21 protein-coding genes and 1 tRNA gene are annotated in these 18,740 nt (G+C 68.9%); 9 read left to right on the top strand and 13 right to left on the bottom strand.

Going from position 1 to position 18,740, the window contains the following annotated elements; genetic code table 11:
- The first annotated feature begins 5 nt into the window (after window positions 1–5).
- Window positions 6–920, top strand: a complete 915-nt coding sequence (locus D7V88_RS00300) for a S1C family serine protease (RefSeq protein WP_120538560.1) — start codon at window positions 6–8, stop codon at window positions 918–920.
- A gap of 15 nt (window positions 921–935) precedes the next feature.
- Here the strand turns inward: D7V88_RS00300 and D7V88_RS00295 are convergent, their stop codons facing one another.
- Window positions 936–1,562, bottom strand: a complete 627-nt coding sequence (locus D7V88_RS00295; RefSeq protein WP_120538559.1) for a DUF6992 family protein — start codon at window positions 1,560–1,562, stop codon at window positions 936–938.
- A gap of 67 nt (window positions 1,563–1,629) precedes the next feature.
- Window positions 1,630–1,866: a hypothetical protein gene (locus tag D7V88_RS00290; protein WP_120538558.1), complete on the bottom strand. Its 237-nt coding sequence runs from the start codon at window positions 1,864–1,866 to the stop codon at window positions 1,630–1,632.
- Window positions 1,867–2,059: 193 nt separating this feature from the next.
- On the opposite strand from D7V88_RS00290, the gene D7V88_RS00285 reads away from it, so the two are divergent.
- Window positions 2,060–3,049 carry an oxygenase MpaB family protein gene (locus D7V88_RS00285; RefSeq protein WP_158624955.1) on the top strand — a complete coding sequence of 330 codons (990 nt, stop codon included), beginning with the start codon at window positions 2,060–2,062 and terminating at the stop codon, window positions 3,047–3,049.
- A gap of 45 nt (window positions 3,050–3,094) precedes the next feature.
- On the opposite strand, the gene D7V88_RS00280 is transcribed toward D7V88_RS00285, so the two are convergent.
- The 6 genes from D7V88_RS00280 to D7V88_RS42835 all read right to left on the bottom strand — a co-directional run bounded on the left by D7V88_RS00280 (window position 3,095) and on the right by D7V88_RS42835 (window position 9,887).
- Window positions 3,095–4,057, bottom strand: coding sequence for a nucleotidyl transferase AbiEii/AbiGii toxin family protein (locus D7V88_RS00280; protein ID WP_120538556.1), 963 nt, complete (start codon window positions 4,055–4,057; stop codon window positions 3,095–3,097).
- Window positions 4,054–4,545: a hypothetical protein gene (locus D7V88_RS00275; RefSeq protein ID WP_244237877.1), complete on the bottom strand. Its 492-nt coding sequence runs from the start codon at window positions 4,543–4,545 to the stop codon at window positions 4,054–4,056. The genes D7V88_RS00280 and D7V88_RS00275 overlap by 4 nt, the downstream gene beginning before the upstream one ends.
- A gap of 235 nt (window positions 4,546–4,780) precedes the next feature.
- Complete coding sequence (locus tag D7V88_RS00270) at window positions 4,781–5,365, bottom strand: redoxin domain-containing protein (protein WP_120538554.1); 585 nt, start codon at window positions 5,363–5,365, stop codon at window positions 4,781–4,783.
- 74 nt (window positions 5,366–5,439) lie between these two features.
- Window positions 5,440–7,764, bottom strand: a complete 2,325-nt coding sequence (locus tag D7V88_RS00265) for a protein-disulfide reductase DsbD family protein (protein WP_120538553.1) — start codon at window positions 7,762–7,764, stop codon at window positions 5,440–5,442.
- A 167-nt stretch (window positions 7,765–7,931) separates the two neighbouring features.
- Window positions 7,932–9,227, bottom strand: a complete 1,296-nt coding sequence (locus D7V88_RS00260; protein ID WP_120538552.1) for a vWA domain-containing protein — start codon at window positions 9,225–9,227, stop codon at window positions 7,932–7,934.
- 504 nt (window positions 9,228–9,731) lie between these two features.
- Window positions 9,732–9,887: a hypothetical protein gene (locus D7V88_RS42835; protein WP_158624954.1), complete on the bottom strand. Its 156-nt coding sequence runs from the start codon at window positions 9,885–9,887 to the stop codon at window positions 9,732–9,734.
- A 417-nt stretch (window positions 9,888–10,304) separates the two neighbouring features.
- Here D7V88_RS42835 and D7V88_RS00255 point away from each other — a divergent pair, with 417 nt between their 5' ends.
- Window positions 10,305–12,518 carry a (Fe-S)-binding protein gene (locus D7V88_RS00255; RefSeq protein WP_120538551.1) on the top strand — a complete coding sequence of 738 codons (2,214 nt, stop codon included), beginning with the start codon at window positions 10,305–10,307 and terminating at the stop codon, window positions 12,516–12,518.
- A 97-nt stretch (window positions 12,519–12,615) separates the two neighbouring features.
- Here D7V88_RS00255 and D7V88_RS00250 read toward each other — a convergent pair whose 3' ends face one another.
- Window positions 12,616–13,095, bottom strand: a complete 480-nt coding sequence (locus D7V88_RS00250) for an ankyrin repeat domain-containing protein (RefSeq protein WP_120538625.1) — start codon at window positions 13,093–13,095, stop codon at window positions 12,616–12,618.
- Between the two features lie 146 nt (window positions 13,096–13,241).
- Between D7V88_RS00250 and D7V88_RS00245 the strand changes: the two genes are divergently transcribed.
- From D7V88_RS00245 to D7V88_RS00220, 6 genes are all read left to right on the top strand, one after another.
- Window positions 13,242–13,724: a DUF3592 domain-containing protein gene (locus D7V88_RS00245; RefSeq protein ID WP_158624953.1), complete on the top strand. Its 483-nt coding sequence runs from the start codon at window positions 13,242–13,244 to the stop codon at window positions 13,722–13,724.
- 65 nt (window positions 13,725–13,789) lie between these two features.
- On the top strand, window positions 13,790–14,290 hold the full coding sequence (locus D7V88_RS00240) for a DUF3592 domain-containing protein (RefSeq protein ID WP_120538549.1): 501 nt from the start codon (window positions 13,790–13,792) through the stop codon (window positions 14,288–14,290).
- 96 nt (window positions 14,291–14,386) lie between these two features.
- Window positions 14,387–14,857, top strand: coding sequence for a DUF3592 domain-containing protein (locus tag D7V88_RS00235; protein WP_120538548.1), 471 nt, complete (start codon window positions 14,387–14,389; stop codon window positions 14,855–14,857).
- 19 nt (window positions 14,858–14,876) lie between these two features.
- Window positions 14,877–15,329: a DUF3592 domain-containing protein gene (locus D7V88_RS00230; protein WP_120538547.1), complete on the top strand. Its 453-nt coding sequence runs from the start codon at window positions 14,877–14,879 to the stop codon at window positions 15,327–15,329.
- Complete coding sequence (locus D7V88_RS00225) at window positions 15,326–15,790, top strand: DUF3592 domain-containing protein (RefSeq protein ID WP_120538546.1); 465 nt, start codon at window positions 15,326–15,328, stop codon at window positions 15,788–15,790. Before D7V88_RS00230 ends, D7V88_RS00225 begins: the two co-directional genes overlap by 4 nt.
- On the top strand, window positions 15,787–16,194 hold the full coding sequence (locus D7V88_RS00220; protein WP_120538545.1) for a DUF3592 domain-containing protein: 408 nt from the start codon (window positions 15,787–15,789) through the stop codon (window positions 16,192–16,194). The genes D7V88_RS00225 and D7V88_RS00220 overlap by 4 nt, the downstream gene beginning before the upstream one ends.
- A gap of 22 nt (window positions 16,195–16,216) precedes the next feature.
- Here D7V88_RS00220 and D7V88_RS00215 read toward each other — a convergent pair whose 3' ends face one another.
- The 4 genes from D7V88_RS00215 to D7V88_RS00200 all read right to left on the bottom strand — a co-directional run.
- Entirely contained in the window at window positions 16,217–17,182 is a 966-nt protein-coding gene (locus D7V88_RS00215; protein ID WP_120538544.1) for a TolB family protein, read from the bottom strand.
- Window positions 17,183–17,314: 132 nt separating this feature from the next.
- Window positions 17,315–17,851 (bottom strand): non-proteolytic archaemetzincin-like protein, encoded by a 537-nt coding sequence (locus D7V88_RS00210; RefSeq protein WP_120538543.1) that lies wholly within the window; start codon window positions 17,849–17,851, stop codon window positions 17,315–17,317.
- Between the two features lie 56 nt (window positions 17,852–17,907).
- Window positions 17,908–17,981 (bottom strand) — tRNA-Gln (locus D7V88_RS00205).
- Window positions 17,982–18,151: 170 nt separating this feature from the next.
- A partial coding sequence (locus D7V88_RS00200; RefSeq protein ID WP_147448543.1) for an RtcB family protein occupies window positions 18,152–18,740 on the bottom strand: 589 nt, incomplete at its 5' end.

Below are 18,740 nucleotides of genomic sequence, written 5' to 3'. Positions count from 1 at the left end.
CGGCCATGAAACTGTTGCAGCAGCTCTCCGATGACCTGGAGTCCCTCGTCGCTGGCGCCGCGCCAGCGGTGGTGGGCGTGGAACACGCACGGGGCCATGGCACCGGCCTGTTCCTCACGCCGGACGGCTACGTGCTCACCAACCGGCACGTCGTGATGCGCACGCCCAAGCGACTCGTCGTGCAGCTCAACAACGGCGAGGAGCGCCGGGCCACGCTGGTGGGCGGGGATGCACCCACCGACCTCGCGGTGGTGCGCGCGGAGGGCGACAACTTCCCCACGCTGCCGCTCGCGGATCCGGAGACGGTGAAGGTGGGCCAGCTCGTGATGGCCATTGGCAATCCCTTCCGCCTGGAGCAGTCCGTGTCCCTGGGCGTGGTGAGCGCCATCAACCGCTCCATCAACCTGCCCGACGGCGTCGTCCTGGAAGGGATGCTCCAGACGGACGCAGCCATCAACCCGGGCAACTCCGGTGGGCCACTGCTCGACACGCGCGGACGCGTGGTGGGGCTCAACACGCTGGTGCTGCCGTATGCGCAGGGCATCGGCTTCGCGGTGAGCGCGACCACGGCGGCGTGGGTGGCGAGCCTCCTCATCCAGCGCGGCCGGGTGGACCGGAAGTTCCTGGGCATCGCCGCCACGGCGGTGAACCTTGAGCCCGCGCTCGCTCGCGACACGGGCCAGCCCCGAGCCGTGCGCGTGCTGAGAGTGCAGGAGGGCACGCCCGCCGATGATGCGGGACTCCAGCCCGACGACCTGCTGCTCGGTATCAACAGCCGGCCCGTCAACAGCGTGGACGACCTACAACGACTGATGGCGCTCGCCAACGACGAAGAGGTGCACCTGGACGTGCTGCGCAAGGGCCGCCGCAAAGGCGTCTCCGCCCGGGCTCGCAAGCGCGTTGAACCCGTGGCGGCTTGAACCGCGACGGGGAGCTCACGGCCACGTCAGCATCAGCCCGATTCCATTGGGAGCGGGCACCAGCCGCGCCGTGAGCTCCCCGTTCAGCCGCGCGTTGAGGAACGTCAGCACGCCGTCGAACACGAGCAGGAACCCGCCCTGCACCAGCAGGCTCTTGCCCCACCCGCGCAGTCGCGCCGAGTCCTTGCGCGCGCCGCGCTCCCACAGGAACCCGCCGAACGCGATGTAGCCCACGTCCAGGCCCGCGTTGAAGAGCAGCAGCTTCTCCATGCGCTGGCCTTCGGAGAGGCTGCGCGCCAGGTCCCAGGAGCCCGGGTCCGCGGTCGCCTGCCCGTGGTAGCCGATGGCCGCGATGGTCAGGTTGACCAGGTTCCAGGCGGCGTTCGCCTGGAAGAAGGCCCGCGTCTCTCCCTCGCTCGCGAAGTGCCCCGCCACGCCCGTGCCGATGTTCAGCACGGCCCAGCCGAACAGGATGCCCATGGCCACGCGGTTCACCCGCACCGCTTCCGCGTTGTGCTCCGCGAGCCACGCCCTCCCATCGGCGGGGGGCAGGGCGGCCTCCTGCCCCTGCGCTGCCCACGGCATCGCGAGGAACAGCAGCACCAGGACACAGCAGGAGCGCACGAGGCGGGCGGAAGCCATGACGGCACTCTAGGGAGCCGTCCCCCGGCGTCACGCTCGCGCGGACCGCCCCGTGCACCGGTCAACGCTACCGGTCGCCGTCGTCGCTGAGCGGCGGTGCTTCGCGCGCGGGCTCCGTGCCCTTCTGCGCGCCGTAGCCTCCAATGCCCTTCTGGAGGATGCGGTCCTCGCCCACGTCCTCGTCCGTCACTTCGCCCCGTTCGGTGCCCGGGCGCTGGTGTCTGGCTTCGCGCTCCAATTCTTCAGGGCTCTGCGTGTCCGTGCGCTCGGTGCCCTTCACGGGCGTGCCCTTGTTGCTGGCCATGATCGCGTCTCCTGTCTGGGAGTCGTGCTCCCACAACAAGGTCCGGCGCCATGATGTCCGCGACAAGGCCACCCCGCGCCGTCCACCCGGCGCACCGTCCGGCCCCTCGAAAGCCGCGGGCAGCGGCACGACGGCGCGGACCGGGCTACCATCCCCGCAAGGCCTCCTGCCCTGCCTTCCCGGAGTGACGCCCATGAACGACCCGGCCTCTATCGCCCACTCCCAGGCGGATGCCGTCCCCGCGGGCTGTCCCTTCAAGGCTCACGGCGCACGTCCCGACACCCGCGTCCCCGGGCCCGTCTACCGCAAGCCCTTCTGGAAGCCGCGCCTGACGGAGGTCCGCCGTGAAATCGCCTCCCTGGACGCACGGCGGGACTGCCAGCGCATCGTGCACCTGCTGACCAACTATGAGTTCCCGTTCGACGTGCAGCGGGCCACCGAGGTCGCGCTCTTCCACACCTACGGCAGCCGCTCCGTCTCGACACTGTTGGACCGCACCGGCGAGTTCAGCAAGCGCGGCCAGAAGCGCTACGACGACACGCGGCTGCTCATCGCGCAGTTCATGGAGTGCGGCTGGGACGTGGAGGCCGGGCGCCGCTCCCTGGAGCAGATGAATCACATCCATTCCTTCTTCCGCATCCCGAACGAGGACTTCCTCTTCGTGCTGTGGACCTTCATCGACTTCCCCATCCAGTGGATGGACGACTTCGGCTGGCGAGCCTTCACCGCCCATGAGCGCGAAGCCTGGTTCCATTACTGGTGTGAGATTGGCCGCCGCATGGGTCTGAAGGACATCCCGGAGGACCGGGCCGCCTTCGACGCCTACGTCCGCGACTACGAGGCCCGCGAGTTCGTGCCCAGTGAGGCCAGTCACCGCGTCGCCCAGGCCACCGTGGACATCCTCGCAGGCTGGGTGCCGCGCCCCCTGCGCCCGCTGGTGCCGCCCATCAGCCTCGGACTGGTCCCCCCGCGCCTGCTGCCCGCCATCCAGTTCGAGCCTCCACCCACCTGGGTGACAGGCCTGACGCGCGCGGCCCTCAAGCTGCGCAAGCACGTCAAACGCTACGTGTCGCTGGAGCGCTACCCGACGCCCATCGAGGGCAGCCTCAACCGCACCTACCCGGGCAACACCTACGGCATCGAACACCTGGGCCCGGAGTACGCCCACCGGGACGCGAAATGAAGAAGGCCCGCGTCCCCCACGGGGACACGGGCCTCTTGTCTCGCGCTATTCCGAAGGCAGTGCCGTCCGCGCAAGCCAGGCACAAATGGTGGCAACAGCCTCATCAAGCGTCTGGCGAGGCCCCCAGAACATCGGGGCAATCGCATCAAATGCAGCCTGGATCGCGACGCGTCGCTCTCCGTGAGGGAGGAAGTGGTGCACGTCCGCACCTGGAGGCGGTGCAATCTGCTTCTGTCGGATCATCTCGGATGCCAGTGCACGGATATCGGGGTAGTCAGCGAGCGGTGGCAATCGGTCTTCTGCTGCGATGATCCGCGCTGCATCCTCGTAGTGGCGCACGAAAGTGGCAGGTTCCTGGTTCCTCCGGAGCCTCTTCTGGAGCGCATCCAGCTTCTCCATGAGCGTGACCATGGGGTGAACACAGCGCACAGCCCTGGGCCTGTTATCCTTGAAGTCGGCCAGTTGCTGCTGGGCTTCAAGTTCGTCGTGAACGAACGAGGTCATGTCGCGCGGCACGAACGGCGTTACCCGAGCGCTGCCAACCTCCAGGAGAACAAAGGGGCGCAGGACTCCCTCCAGCGCCCCCAGATTTTGCGCCGGGTACACGATGCGCACGTTCGCGGAGCGCCAGTAGCGTTCCGCGCCATCGGCATCCAACTCCACTCGCGCACCGGGAACATGGATGCGCGAGGCAAGCGCTTCGAAGTAGGCCCGGCGGGCATGGGTCGCTCCCGTCCCGGTACGGAGCCAATCCGTCACCGCGGGAAGGTCCACCGCTCCCGCTTCCAGCTTGAGGTCCAGGTCTTCTGAGAACCGCTGGATGAGCGAGAAGCCCTTTGAGAGCGAGGTACCGCCCGTGAACCAGACTTCGAAGCCGGCTTCATGGAGTGCCCACAGCGTATGGGTGACCCAGTAGTCCTTCTCCGCGAGTCCAAGAGAAAGTCGCCGCCTTTCCGCGACGATTCGCAGCAGGTCATCGAACTCGGGGTCTTCGTGAACAAAGTTCAAACAGTGGCCACCTGGATCGCGTCATGTACCAACACCTGGGTGCTCCGCTTGCCAAACCGGTCGACCATCTCACCCAACCGCTGGATGTCGAACGCGCCTCGGCGAAGGACTCGCACCAATGCATCCGCCAGCATTCTAGGTGAGGCACTGACACTCCCCGCGTTCTCGAAGAGATCGATCACGAACCACTCCGGTGTCGGAGGCTGGGGAAAAGCAACACGTCGCAGGTCGAACTTCCGCCCTCCCAGTTCAAACAAACCCGAACGCTTCGTGTTGTAGACGAGGGACGTGGCGAACACGGCAGTCGACCCCAAGCCCAGCGCATTCCATCGCTCGGGTCCGGTGAAGACGAACGGTGCATCCTCCAAGAATGCCCGCATGATCTCCGAATCAGTCGGCGCCACAGGGCCGAAGCGCCCCTTCTTCGGACAAGCGAAGAGTCCCTGGGCCAGGGGAATCAGCGCTCCCTCGCTCACCAGTCGCTTCACCAGACGAGGCGCATTCTTGCCCCAACGCCCAAGCTCCTTCGTCCGGTAGACGCGACCTTGTTCGAGGGTTGGATGAGCAGCGGGCGGCATGGCTGTACGAAGTCTCCTGAAAAAAACATACAACCGTACTTCTGAATCAACAAGCCTCACCGCCAACCCATTGGAATCCCAATAAAGAAGGCCCGCGTCCCACGAAGGGACACGGGCCTCATTCACGTCACGAGAACGGGACGGCTCAGCTCTTGTACTTCACCGAGCAGCCGTACGGCTCGGAGGTCGCCGTCGGGACCTGCTGGCCGGTGAGGACCGCGTCGACCGCCGTCTTCACGTAGTTGGTCGTCGCGCCCTTGCCGCGCGCGTCGTCGTCGATGGCGCCCGCGTAGCGCACCACGCCCTCACCGTCGATGACGTACATGTGCGGCGTCGTCTTCGCGGCGTAGCTCTTGCCCACCTTGCCATCCGTGTCGATGAGCACCGGCTGCGTGAAGCCTTCCTTCTTCTTCCAGTCCGCCGCGAACTTCGCGTTGTGCGACGCGGTGGAGTCCACCGTCAGCCACACCACCTTCTTCGCATCGAAGCCCTTCTGCGTCGTCTGCATCGTCTTCGCCTCGTAGTGCCGCTTCACGAACGGGCACTCCGAGTTCGTCCACTCCAGCACCACGACCTTGCCCTTGTAGTCCGCCAGCGCGTGCGACTTGCCGGCCTCGTCCTTGAGCGTGAACGCCGGAGCGGGCTTGCCCACCTCCGCGGTGTCAGCAGCCAGAACGGGAGCCCCGACGAAAGCCACGGAGAGCGCGACTGCCTTGAAGAACGGATTCATGACGGAACCTCCAGAGAGTTGAACGCTGCGCATCCACACCACTGCCACCACTTCCATCCCAGACACCCGGACACTCAGGGCCGGGAGCACACCACCGAGCCCGCCTTCAACGGCGACTCACATCCATCCGCGCGCTGCACCGCCTGGATGACGCTGTCGGCGGTGAGCAATTCATTGAGCACCTCGGGCTTGTCCGGCGAGCCCGGGCTCAGCACCAGGTACATGGGCACGCCCGCGCGGCCATGCGCCGCCAGCTTCGTGGTGATGCGCGCATCCCGGCGCGTCCAGTCCGCCACGAAGAAGGCCACGTTGTGCTTCATGAACGCCTGACGCACATCCTCGCGCGACAGCACGGTGCGCTCGTTGAACTTGCACGTCAGGCACCAGTCCGCCGTGAAGTCCACGAACACCGGCTGCCCCGCCGCCAGCGCCGCGGCCACCGCCGCCTCGTCCCACGGCTGCGAGCCGCCATGCGCCGACGCCGTCGCGCCGCGCGTCTCCACCGACGCCTGCGCCTCGTCGAAGCGCAGCGCCACCGTGCCCGCGCCCACCAGCGTCAACACCGCCAGGCCCACCGTCACGCCCCGGCGTCCACCCTCCAGCCCCTGCGACTGGCCATACAGCCACGTGCCCAGGCCCACCGCGATGAGGAACGCGAGCAGCCGCCCCATCCCGTCCACGCCCGCGAGCCCGCCCATCACCCACACCAGCCACACCGTGGTGGCCAGCAGCGCGAAGCCCAGGAACTGCTTGCCGCGCTCCATCCACATGCCCGGCTTCGGAAGCCGCTGCGCGAGCCCCGGCACCAGCACCAGCACGCAGAAGGGCAGCGCCAGGCCCAGGCCCAGCGCCAGGAACACCGCCACCACCGTGGCCGGGCCCGCCGCGAAGGCGAAGCCCACCGCCGTGCCCAACAGCGGCGCCGAACACGGCGTGGCCAGCACCACCGCGAGCACACCCTCGCCCGCGCTGCGCATCAGGCCGTGGCTCTGGTCCACCTTGCCCGCCAGCGCAGTGCCGTCCGCGCCCAGCGTGTACACGCCGAAGAGGTTCAGCGCGAACGCCACCAGGATGGCGCTCACCGCCGCGACGAACAGCGGCTCCTGGAACTGGAAGCCCCAGCCCACGCTCGTGCCGCCCGCGCGCACCGCCAGCACCGCGCCCGCCAGCAGCATCATCGTCGCCAGGATGCCACCCGCGTACGCCGCCGCGTGCGGCGCGACCTTCCCCTTCTCCTCCTGCACCATCCGCGTGAAGCCGTACGCCTTGAGCGCCAGCACCGGGAACACGCACGGCATCAGGTTGAGCAGCGCGCCGCCCAGGAACGCGAACACCAGCGCGAGCCCCAAGCCCATCGGAGACTCCGCCGCCACCGGGGCGCTCGCCACGGCCACGGGCTGCACCTTGCCCGCCGCGTCCTTCACCGACGGCAGCTTCAACGGCGCGGGCCCCGCCGCCACCGCAGCGTCCGCCACCACCGGCGCGAGCGGCGCGTCCACGTCCACCGCCGTGAAGCCCGCGGTCTGCGTGCCCAGACGCAGCGCACCCGTGAGCCGGGGCTCGCCCTTCGGCACCACCGACGACGCCTTGCCCTCCAGCGCGAAGCGGCCCGGCCCCGACGGCTTCAGCGCCACCGTGTCCACGCCCGCGATGCGGCCGGGCACGAAGAAGTCACCCTCCACGTTGCCCGCGAACGGCTTGCCGTCCGCCGTCGTCACGGTGAGCGTGCCAGTGAACGGCTTGCCCGCGGTGAGCGTCGCGCCGTCCAGCGCCAGGGCCACGCGCGGCGCACCCTGCGCGCCGGGAGCCGCCGGAACCTGGGCCTGCGCCGCGTCGAACAGCGGCGCGAACTCCGCGTCCGTCACCGTCTCCGGGCCCACCGGCAGCGTGCGCGACAGCACCAACTGCGCGGGGATGCAGTGCACCTTGCACGCGAGCGCATCCACCGCCGCCGACACCGTCAGCGTGCCGGTGGCGGATTCGGACACATGCGCCGGGGCGAACAGCAGCACCTCGTCGTGGTAGCCGTGCGTGGTGATGAAGCCATCCGGCGTGCGGAAGGTCTGCGGGAACGGCCAGCGCAGGTCGCCCACCTTGACGCCCGGCGCATCCCACGACACCTCCGTGGCCAGCCCCGAGTCCCCCGGGTTCTTCCAGTAGACGTGCCAGTCCGGGTCCAGCTTGAGGCGCACGCCCACGCGCAGCTCGCCGCCCGCCTTCACCTGCGTGGTGTCCAGCAGCAGCGCGCCTTCCAGCCGCGGGTCGCCCTCGTCGGGCGCGGTACTGCCCACGGCGGAGGCCGGCAGGGCGGCGTGCGCCACCGCCGCCAGCAGCACCATCGCCACCGCGCCCAGTCCACCGAGCCGGCTTCCAGACCTCTTGCGCCACGGATGCGTCATGCGACTCCCGTTAATCCACCTGGGAACGCCGTGCTACCTGGGATGCGTCCCCTGCGGGTCCACTCAACCTTCCAGGCAGCCGGCCATTCCTCACGCCCGCACGCCGGGCGTGGCGGGAGCCCACGTCGGGTCCCGTCGCACTCGGATACGGCCCAGAGGACGGGAGGTTACGGCTTCTCGTCCGTCTTCCAGGGAAGGATGGCCGCCACGTTCCCGGCGGGCAGGGCGCCCCCGTTGGCCGCCACCGGCAGCGCGGGCCCGATGCGGCTCATGGTGATGCGGGACACCTCCGACTGGGCCCGGCGCACCCCCAGCGCGGACGGCTGGGCCGCCCGGCGCTCCACCGCCCGGCGCAGGTCCGCCAGCCGGTCCACGTGCCGCTGCGCGGGGACGTCCGACGCGCCCAGCCGGGCCAGCTTGTAGAGCCCCTTGTCCGCGCCCTCGAGCGCCCGCTCGGCTGCTTCCTGCTGCCGCCGGGACAGGGCCTTCCACGCGGCGGCCTCGAAGGAGACCAGCTCCAGCTCCGCGGACACGGCGCGCACGAAGCGCCCCTCTTCACTGTCCGGCAACAGGCGCGTCACCGGCACGGACATCCGCCGGGTGTCGTTGTGCTCCGTGTACGAGGCCGTGACGGTGAGGTTCCACTCGCCCTTCTCCAGCACGCCCGCGAAGAGGACCCGGCGAGCGAACGCGTGCGACACCGCACCCAGCGCCGCGCTCATCGCATCGCCTTCCACACGCGACGGGTAGCGGTGACGGCAGCGCAAATCCGCGAAGCCGGTGGGCAGCACGTACACGCGCGCGTCCGACACCACCTCCCCGAACAGCTCCGCGCCCAGCGCGCCCACCGCCAGCGGCAGCCCTTCCGCGTCGTCCACGTGCGTGAAGCCCGTGCCGGAGGGGCCCGTGAGGGCTTCGAGAATCTCCGGCAGGTAGTGCCGGCCCAGTCCCAGCGCGTGCAGCGCCACGCCGGAGTCCGTCACCCGCGTGCCCAGCACCTTGAACTCGCCCAGCGCGGTGGGGCCCACGGAGGGCTCGCCGTCGGTGAGCATCAAGAGCTGCGGACGGGCGCCCGGCACCAGCACGCGCCGCACCGCCTCCGCGCCCCGCTCCACGGCTTCGTGCAGCGCGGTGCCCTCGCCCGACTCCAGGCGGGACAGCGTCTTCAGGAAGGTCGCCTTGGCGCCGGCGTCCATCGCGCGCACGGGCAGCACCTGCTCCGCGTCCGCGTCGAAGGTGAGCAGGCCCACGTAGTCGCGGGGGCCCGCGCGCTCCACCAGCGCCCGCGCCGCCTCCACCGCCGCCGCCAGCGGCGCGCCCCGCATGGACGCGCTGCGGTCGATGACCAGGTTCACCGCCACCGGGGCCCGAGGCGTCTCCGCTTCAGCCTCCAGCGTCACGAGCAGCAGCACTTCGCGGCCGCCTTCCGCGTCGCGCTCCACTGCCCAGGCCGTCTGCTTCATCCGCACTCCCGCATGGTGGATGGGGCCATCCTGCCGCGAATCCGTCGCGAAGACTCCCCTGGCCCCGGACGCCCCTGCCTGGCCCGCGTCCGTCCCGGAAGTCCTGCCGCTCACGGACAGGATGTCGGGTTTCCGGTCGTGAAAGCAATCGCTCCGGCCGGCCATCCCGCCACCCTCCGCGCGAAGCCCGCCTCCCAGCGGCCCCCTTCATCCGGGCCTCGGGACGAACCCCTCCCAGGTGTGGCGATCAGCGGGGCAGGACCGCGCGTGATGACAAGGACGCCCTGCGTCATCCACGCTTCCGGACCACCGCTCAGTGCTTTACGGATTTACTTCTGGAGCGGTCGGAGAAAGTCGACCCGCGAAATCCTGGCCCGGGAACTCGACCCTTCCAGACGAAGGGGAGCGCCGCGTCCAGCGCACTGCATCACCGCCCGGGAGTGCAAGCTCCCCGACGTCCTGACAAATGCCCCCGCGCAGTCCACGGGCCGCGGGGGCCCCGGCTCACTCCACCACGTCCCAGCCGCCCCAGGCCTCTTCATCCAGGTGGCCCCAGCGCTGGCCGTCCACGGGCTGGAGAGGCACTCCGGCCTGACCATCATCGCCCGTGTAGAGATAGTCCCGCCCCTCATCCAGGTACGTGCTGTCGTCGTGGCTCATGTCCGGCTCCTTGGCGCTCCATTCACGGGGTGTACGGCTCTACCAGCTCGCATCCCCTTGGACGCCCTGCGTCGGTCACCGGGCCCGCCCCATGCGGGACCCTTTACAAGCGGTGCTTGACCGATTTACGAACATGTTGGGAGTTCGCCCCGGTTTTGTAAAGCCCTCGGGCCCCCAAAGTTTCTCTGACGTCCAACGGCCCACGCCCGGCCGCCTGCCGTCCAGCAGGCCAGGCGCGGTTGTGGTACCGGACAACGAGGACGTGCGCCGACCTGGCAGGGCCTGCTGCCGGACACGCTCTGATGTACGAGGCTTGATTCGAGAATCACCCCTGTTAGGGTTGACGAACACTCAAGAATTGCCGCAACGCGGCAACCCGGCGCCCGCGCCGTGCGGCCCCAGAGGTCCAGAGGTTCCATGAGTCCCATCATCACCGGCCTGCTCCTGGCAGGCGCTCTCTCGCTCTTCGTCATCACGATGTCCGGCCGCGCGGGCGTGCTGCTCGCGATGAAGAAGGAGAACCGGCTGGACCGCATCCCCTACCGCGCGGTGCAGCTTCTGCGCTTCGGGTTGGGCCAGCAGCGCATGGTGGATCCGGAGGAGTTCACGCCGGGCCTGTTCCACATCTTCATCTACGCGGCGTTCATGGTGCTGGCGGTGCGCACCATCATGATGTTCGTGATGGGCTTTTCGTCCACCGCGCTGGAAGTGCTCACCGACATGAGCCACCCGGCGTGGGATGCCGCGCCGCCGCTCCTGTTCCTCTACCGCGCCTACCTGCTGGTGAAGGACGTGGTGGCGGGGCTGGCGCTGGCGGGCGTGGCGTACTTCGTGTGGACGCGCTGGAAGGTGAAGCCGGACCGCATGTCCCAGTCGTGGGAGGCGTACCTCATCCTGGGCTTCATCGCGGGCCTGATGCTCACCGAGTTCCTCTTCGGTGGCAGCCACATGGTGGCCGCGCGCGCCGCCGCGGAGCAGGTGCAGATGGGCGCCACGCAGGTGCCCACGACGCCGGCCGCGCTCGTGTGGTGGGAGCCCATCACCAGCGTGGTGGGTCTGGGGATGATGCCGCTGGGAGCGACGGCGGCGCACGTGGTGGGCGTGGTGAGCTTCTTCATCCACCTGGCCATCATCCTGGCGTTCCTGAACTTCCTGCCGCTGGGCAAGCACTTCCACATCATCACGGGCCTGCCCAACGTCTTCTTCCAGCGCACGCACTCCACCGGCAAGCTGCCCACGCCCAACCTGGAGAAGGAGGAGTTCGGCGCCGCGACGGTGAAGGACCTCACCTGGAAGAACGGCCTGGACCTGTACTCCTGTACCGAATGCGGTCGGTGCCAGACGCACTGTCCCACGTACATCACGGGCAAGCCGCTCACGCACAAGGCCGTCAACCAGGACCTGAAGCACTGGCTCTGGGACAACGAGCGCTGGGTGGAAGAGGGCTACGGCCCCAACGGCATCAAGGAGCCCCTGCCGGAAATCATTGGCAGCGCGCTGAAGGCGGAGACGGTGTGGGCGTGCACGAGCTGCGGCTGGTGCGAGCAGGCGTGCCCGGTGTTCATCGAGAACGTCCCGCGCCTTATCGACATGCGTCGCTACCAGGTGCAGGTGAAGGCGGAGTTCCCGCCCGAAATCCAGCGCGTGTTCGAGGGCATGGAGCGCCAGGGCAACCCCTGGGGCATCGGCCAGGACCAGCGCGACGAGTGGGCCTCCGACCTGGCGCTGCCCACCTGGGGTGACGACGGCGGCCCGTACGAGTACCTGTTCTTCGTGGGCTGCGCGGGCAGCTACGACGACAAGCAGAAGAAGGTCAGCCGCGCGCTGGTGAAGATTTTGCGCGAGGCGGGCGTGTCGTTCGCGACACTGTCCAAGCAGGAGATGTGCAACGGCGACTCCGCGCGCCGCATGGGCAACGAGTACCTGTACCAGACGCTGGCGAAGACGAACGTCGAGTCCTGGAACTCCATGGGCGTGAAGGCGGTCATCACCCAGTGCCCGCACTGCTTCAACACCATCAAGAACGAGTACCCGGAGTTCGGCGGCGAGTACCGCGTCATCAACCACACGCAGCTCATCAACGAGTTGCTGAACGAGAAGCGCATCAAGCTCTCGTCGGTGATGAACACCACCACCAAGCTGACCTACCACGACCCCTGCTACCTGGGCCGGCACAACGGCGTGTACGACGCGCCCCGTGAAGTGCTCAAGAGCATCCCGGGCCTGGAAGTGGTGGAGATGCAGCGCAGCAAGCGCGAAGGCTTCTGCTGCGGCGCCGGTGGCGGCCGGATGTGGATGGAAGAGCACATCGGCACGCGCATCAACCACAACCGCATCAACGAAGTGGCCCTCACGCTCAAGCACGCGGAGGACCCGACCACGCCCTTCCCGGACGCCGCGGACCGGAAGAAGCCGGGCATGGTGGGTGACTACAAGGAGCAGGGCGGCGCCGGCATCGTCGCGGTGGCCTGTCCCTTCTGCTCCACGATGCTCAACGACGCGAAGAACGACACCGGCCGCGAGCAGATCCAGGTCAAGGACATCACCGAACTGGTCGCCGACGCGCTGGAGCCCCAGCACAAGGGCGGCACCGTGTCCCCCAGCCCCGTGGTGAGCGCCAAGCCGGAGTAGTCCTCTTCTTCGCCTCCAGATGTGCCAAGGGCCCGGTGGCTCCCCGATGTGGGAGCGGCCGGGCCCTTCTGCTTGTCAGCGCGAACGGTGCCTGGGGCTACTTGCGGCCCTTGTCGGAGCCCTTCTCCGAGCGCAGCACGCGCTCCAGGCGCTTCGTGGCGCCGTCATCGCCCAGCTTGCCGACGACGTAGGCGCTCGCGGAGGCGAGCTTGCGGCGGAAGTCGTCCGGGGCGATTTCGGAGGGACGCGAGGGCAGCTCCGTGAGGCCCTGGTTGGCCAGCAGCGTGCGGGCCAGGTCCTTCTCGTCGTCGGTGGCCTTGGAAGACAGCAGCGCGCACACCTTCACGTGGCCGTACGCGGCGGCGGTGACGAAGGGCGTCTCCCCCAGGTTGTCGGGCAGCGTGGGGTCCGCGCCCGCCTCCAGCAGCAGCCGCACCAGGTCCTCGCGGCCCACGCGCGCGGCGGCCATGAGGGGCGTGCGCCCGTCGGCGTCGAAGGGGTTGGGGTCGGCGCCCGCATCGAGCTGGGCGGCGAGGGCGGCGCGGTCTCCCGCGGTGACGGCATCGAACAGGGACACGGTGTGCACCTCCAGCAGCGGCGGGCAGCATCGCGTTTCAGGGGACGCGATGCCAGGGCATGTCCTGCTCCGGGTCCTTCTGCGGGCACGGCGGTGGAGTTCCCGGGTTGCCTCCTCGTGACACCCCGCACCATGCTGTGGGCACCATGGGGTTCCCCGAAAAGGTCACCATCATCTGCCTGCTGGTGGCGTTGGTCGTGTCAGTGCTGATGGTGCTCTGGAACGTCCACGTCAAGCACGAGCGCCTCCAGAAGAAGGGGCGGCGCGTCCAGGGCGAGGTGCTCCTCGTGGAGCGGGCCCGGGAGGACCGCCCCTCCAGGGTGCACTACTCCTTCTGCCTGCCGGATGGCACCGAGCTCCGCCATGCGTATCAGTCCTACTTGGACTCCTGGGACAGCCTGCATCGCGGCGACACCATCGACCTCGTCTACCTGCCGGAGGACCCCGAGCAGAGCATGCCGGTGCTCCACGGCGTGACCAGCGTCGAGTTCGTCTTCTGGCTCGTGGGCGGACTGCTCGTCCTGGGCCTCGTCGTGTTCATGCTGCGAAGCTGGGACTTCGGCCCCGAGGAATCCACGCACCCGCACAGGAAGCCGGCGGCTCGCGACAGCTCGCATTCGTACCGGTAGGGCACGGGCACGTCGGTGGGTTTCCCGGATTGCCAGCCCGCGGCGTCCTTCACCATGATGGGCACATGGATCCCGTGGGAACGATCGCGCTCATTCTGCTCATGCTGGTGTTCTTCGTCGTGATCGTTTGGGTCCGCAGACAGAAGGCCCGCAGCATCCAGGAGCTCCTTCGCCGGGGACGGCGCACGCAAGGCGAGGTGCTCTTCGTCGAGGAGGGCTACGAGGACACCGCGGACACGTTGCACTACAGCTTCACCCTGACGGATGGCCGGGAGATGCGCCACTCCTACCGGTCCCCCTTCAGGCTCTCCTGGGGCGACGTGAGCGCCGGCTCCCCCATCGACATCATCTATCTGACCGAGGATCCACGTCAGAGCCTTCCTGCGCAGGAGACAGGCAAAGAACAGCCGCAGGGCGTCCATCCCATGATCTGGATCACGGGCGTGGCGCTCTTTCTACTGTGCGTCTACACGCTCGAACAGAGGAAGCAGAAGAACCCGGTCCCTCCTGCTCCGGCGACCCCTTCTTCTCGCGGCAACCTGCAACCGTACAGGCCTCACCCCTAGGACGGAGTTCACCGGAGCGTCACTTTCGGCGCTCCGCTCCCGATACCTAGACACGGTGGCAGGCGCCACGGTGTAGGGCGCAGGGAGGAGCACCCCATGTCCCTCATCGCGGCCCGCGTCCTGGGCGCATCGTTCGCGGCGATTGGCCTCACGATGCTGGTGCTGAGCTGGGGGATGTACCGGCGGGACTCGCGCATCGTGGACGAGGGCGCCTACACGCAAGGCACGGTGCTCAAGAAGGAGTTCCTCGCGTTCACGGACGACAGTGAATACGTGCTGCACTACGCCTTCACATCGCACGACGGCACGCGGGTGAAGAACCGCCGCAACATCTCCTCCGGACTGTGGAAGCGCCTGCGCGTTGGAGACAGCATCCAGGTGCTCTACAGCCGCGAACAACCGCGCTGGAGCTTCCCCGAGGGCCACGGGCTGATGTCCCTGGGGCTCGCCCTGTTCTTCACCGGGGTGCTGGTGCCCTTCAGCCTGATCGGGCTGTTGTTCATGCTGGCCCGGGCCGGGCCGGCGACAGCGGACGTTGATTCGGCGGCCGCCCCTCCGCCATCCTGAGGACACCATGGAATCCTCGATGCTGACCGGCCTCCTGATTCCCTCCCTGGGATTCCCCACCCTCATCCTGGGCCTCCTCGTCTACATCCGCCGCGGGGTCGTGCGGCTGGAGCGGCGCGGGCTGCACGCACAGGGCAAGGTGCTCGGCGTCAGGTACCCCCGGAGCAACAAGAGAACCGTCGATTACACCTTCCGTCCGCCGGAGGGCCCGGAGCTCCAGGGCAGCTTCCAGGAGTGGCCCCCGCCGGCCTCCGAGCAGACCCCAGGCTCTCCCGTCGACGTCCTCTACCTGGCGGACGCGCCGCACCACCACATGGCCGTGGGCAAGGGCCTCAGCCGGAGGTTCTTCCTCATCGCGGCGACCTGCCTCGTGTTGTTCGCGAGCTGCGCCACCCAGAGCGTGCTGGAAGAATACTTCGCCCGACAGGGGCAGGACCCGGCGCGTGCACGCACCACCCCGGAGCCTCCATGAACCTCCAAACCCTGACCGGCCTCCTGGTGGGCTTCCTGGGACTCCCCTCCCTCATCCTGGGACTCCTCCTCTACTCCCGCCGCCGGGTCGTGCGGCTGGAGCAGGACGGGCTGCACGCACGGGGCAAGGTGGTCCGCGTCAGGAACCCCCGGAACAACAAGAGAGCCGTCGATTACTCCTTCCGTCCGCCGGAGGGCCCGGAGCTCCAAGGCAGCTTCCAGGAGTGGCCCCCGCCGGCCTCCGAGCAGACCCCAGGCTCTCCCGTCGACGTCCTCTACCTGGCGGACGCGCCGCACCATCACATGGCCGTGGGCACGGGACTCAGCCGGAGGTTCTTCCTCATCCTGGCGACCCTGCTCGTGTTGTTCGCGGGCGTCGGCACCCTGACCGCGCTGCGCGAATACCTCACCCACCCGGGACAGGAAGAAGCGCGTGCGCACACCACCCCGGCGCCTCCATGAACCTCCTGGCGAAGGTCGTGACCGCGGCGCTCTTCATCGGTGGCCCCGCGCTGATGCTGACGCTCCAGTGGAAGGACTACGCCGTCACCTGGAGGTTCAACCGGCGCGGGCAGCGCGTGCGGGGCAAGGTGCTCCGCGTCGTTCCGGGCAAGGTGGATGAGAACGCGGCGGTGTACTACGCGTTCTGCCTGCCAGACGGCACGGTGCTCCACCACGAATACAGCGAGACGCAGGAGGACTGGTCGGAGATGTCCCCCGGCGAGCCCCTGGAAGTCGTCTACCTGCCAGAGGATCCGCGCCGCAGCCGACCCACGGGGATGGGGGTCGGGCTCGTGAAGACCGGCTTCTGGACGCTGGTGATGCTGGGCTTCATGGCCGGGGGCGTGGTCGTGCTCCTGGGCTGAAGCCTGGTCTCACAAGCGCCCGTCAGGTGGGCCCGTAGAAGGGCTCGTTCGCGGCGGGCACCGCGAGGCTGACGGAGCTGGCCGTCGAGGACACCGGAGCGCGGTAGATGCTCGGGTCGCCGCCGGAGTCGTTGAAGAGAAAGCCCAGCGTCGTGCTGCTCGTCCAACTGGGGAAGCTCTCCTGCACGGTGCTCGCGGTGTAGTCCGTCAGCCGGCGCAGGCTGCCGCTCAGGCCCACCGACGTCACGTTGCCCACGAAGATGCGCGTGCTGCCGGACGACAGCCGCGCGTCGAGCGCCACCTGCCGCCCGTCCGGAGACACCACCGCGCGGTTCGCGATAGCCAGCACCTCGTTGCCCAGCGACGACGTATAGGAAGGGCTGCCACCGCCCACCGGCACGAACGCGAGCTGGTTGTACTGGAAGGTGTTGCTGCCCGCCGGCGCCACCACCGTCGTCCCGTTGGGGAAGAAGGACGGCGAGCCGTGGTTGATGGTCGCGCCGGGCGTCAGCTCCGTGAAGCCGCTGCCGTTCACCGCGATGCGCGCCAGCGAGCTGATGGACCCGGAGCCCCGGTCGAACGCGAACACGATGGTGCGACCGTCCGGGCTGAACGTCGGGCCGCGGAAGTTGGTGCACGCGCCGCACGCCGCGTCGTTGGAGCTCAGGAGCGTCGCCACCGGGCCGCCCGTGGTGGGCACCGTCTGGAGGGACGACGTGCTGCCCACCCGCTGCACGAACACGATGCTGCTGCCATCGCGCGACACCGACGGCGTGTACGCGTTGCCCGCCGTCGTCAGCCGCTGCGGGCTGTTGGGGTCCCCGTCGTCGTCCACCACGTAGATGTTCCGGTCGCTGCGCACGAAGGCGAAGCCCTTGTCGAAGAGGACGTCACCGATGGTGCCGCCGCTCCCTGGCTCCAGGGGCTCGCACGCCCCGAGCAGACCCACCGCCACCACTGCACCGAGCCACCGCTGCATGCCCATCATCGCTGTCTCCCGCTGTGCCGCCGGCCCTGCCACACGTTCGCCCGAAGACTACAGGGCGCGCGGGCTGGGACGTCAACGCACGCGGCGGCATTCACCGCCCCTGTGTCCGGAGTCCGCAGGGGGTGGCGACGGTCAGCGGTTGAGGCGGTTCAGTTCGTTGCGGCAGACGTTGCACGGCCCCAGTTGCTTGCGGTCGATGTCCTGGGGCGCCTGCGGGAAGAACATCACGCAGCGGGAGTCCTCGCAGTAGGACAGGCCGATGAGGTGGCCCACCTGGTGCACGGCCTCCACCTGGACGCGGCGGCGCAGCGTTTCGCCCTCCGCGCCCTGGCGCAGCCGGAACAGGCTCAGCACCGCGACCTTGGACTCCCGGTCCGCCTCACCGAAGACGAAGGGCGACTCCGGCACGAACAGGTCCGCGTCCGTCACCCCCATCACCAGTTGCTGCTTCTGCGGCGACTCCTCCAGGAGCGTGCCCAGCCGCCGCATGATGGCGTTGCAGTGGTACTGGCCGCGGTCCTTGTTGAAGGCGTAGGCAGGGGACGACAGCGCCGTCCGGCTCACGACCGCGCTGACGCCCATGTGGGTCATCAGCGGTTCCTGCAAGGCGTTCACGAGGACAGTCGGTGGACTGCCCACGGGGACCAGCAGGAGCGTCTTCTGCGGCATCAGCCCACCGCCTTCTACCTCCGGACGGACGTTGACCGCGTCCCCCCGGAGCGGAGTGGCTGGGGCGCAAGGATTCGAACCTTGATAATCAGAGTCAAAGTCTGACGTCCTGCCATTAGACGACGCCCCAGCAGGTTCGCACGCGTACTTTCGGGCCGATACTACGGCATCTCGACGGGCTCGGGAACCCACTCTGACGCCGGGGCGCGTTCTGCCTGGGGTATGGGGGGTGGATCACCCCCTTCCGGAGAGCTGCCGGGCGGGCGGGGTGTCGTCCACCCGACAGGCCCCTCCCCCGCCTCAACCCTTGAGCACGGCCAGGGGGGTGAGTCGGACGCGGGGCGTCACGAGGTCGGCCTCGTCCTCCAGCACCTCGGAGAGGTCCCGGTAGGCGGCGGGGGCCTCCTCCACCAGCGAGGGGGCCCGAGCCGGGTCGAACACCACGCGGCGCAGGGCATGGACGAGCGCGTCCGGGCGGATGCGGGCCCGGGCCTCCGTGCGGGTGAGCACGCGGCCCGCCCCGTGCGAGCAGGAGCGGAAGGCCCTTGGCTCGCCCCGGCCTTCCACGACGTAGGAGGCCGTGCCCATGGAGCCGGGGATGAGGCCCCGGGCCCCCGCGTCCAGCCCCACCGCGCCCTTGCGATGGACCTGGAGCGTGCGGCCGAAGTGCACCTCCGGGGCGACGTGGTTGTGGTGCACGTCCACGGTGCTTTCCGCATCCGGGGACACGCCCAGGAGGTCCGCCATCACGGTGAGGGCCCGGGTGGCGAGCGTGTCCCGGTTGGCGCGGGCGAAGCGGCACGCCAGCTCCAGGTCATGGAGGCAGGCCTGGCCCGGTTCGGTGTCGGTGCGCAGGGCGTGCGGCGTGCCCTCCCCGAGTGCCTTCGCC

This window comes from Corallococcus terminator, assembly GCF_003611635.1.
Lineage (GTDB): Bacteria > Myxococcota > Myxococcia > Myxococcales > Myxococcaceae > Corallococcus > Corallococcus terminator.
This window is presented reverse-complemented; position numbering and strand designations above follow the sequence as displayed.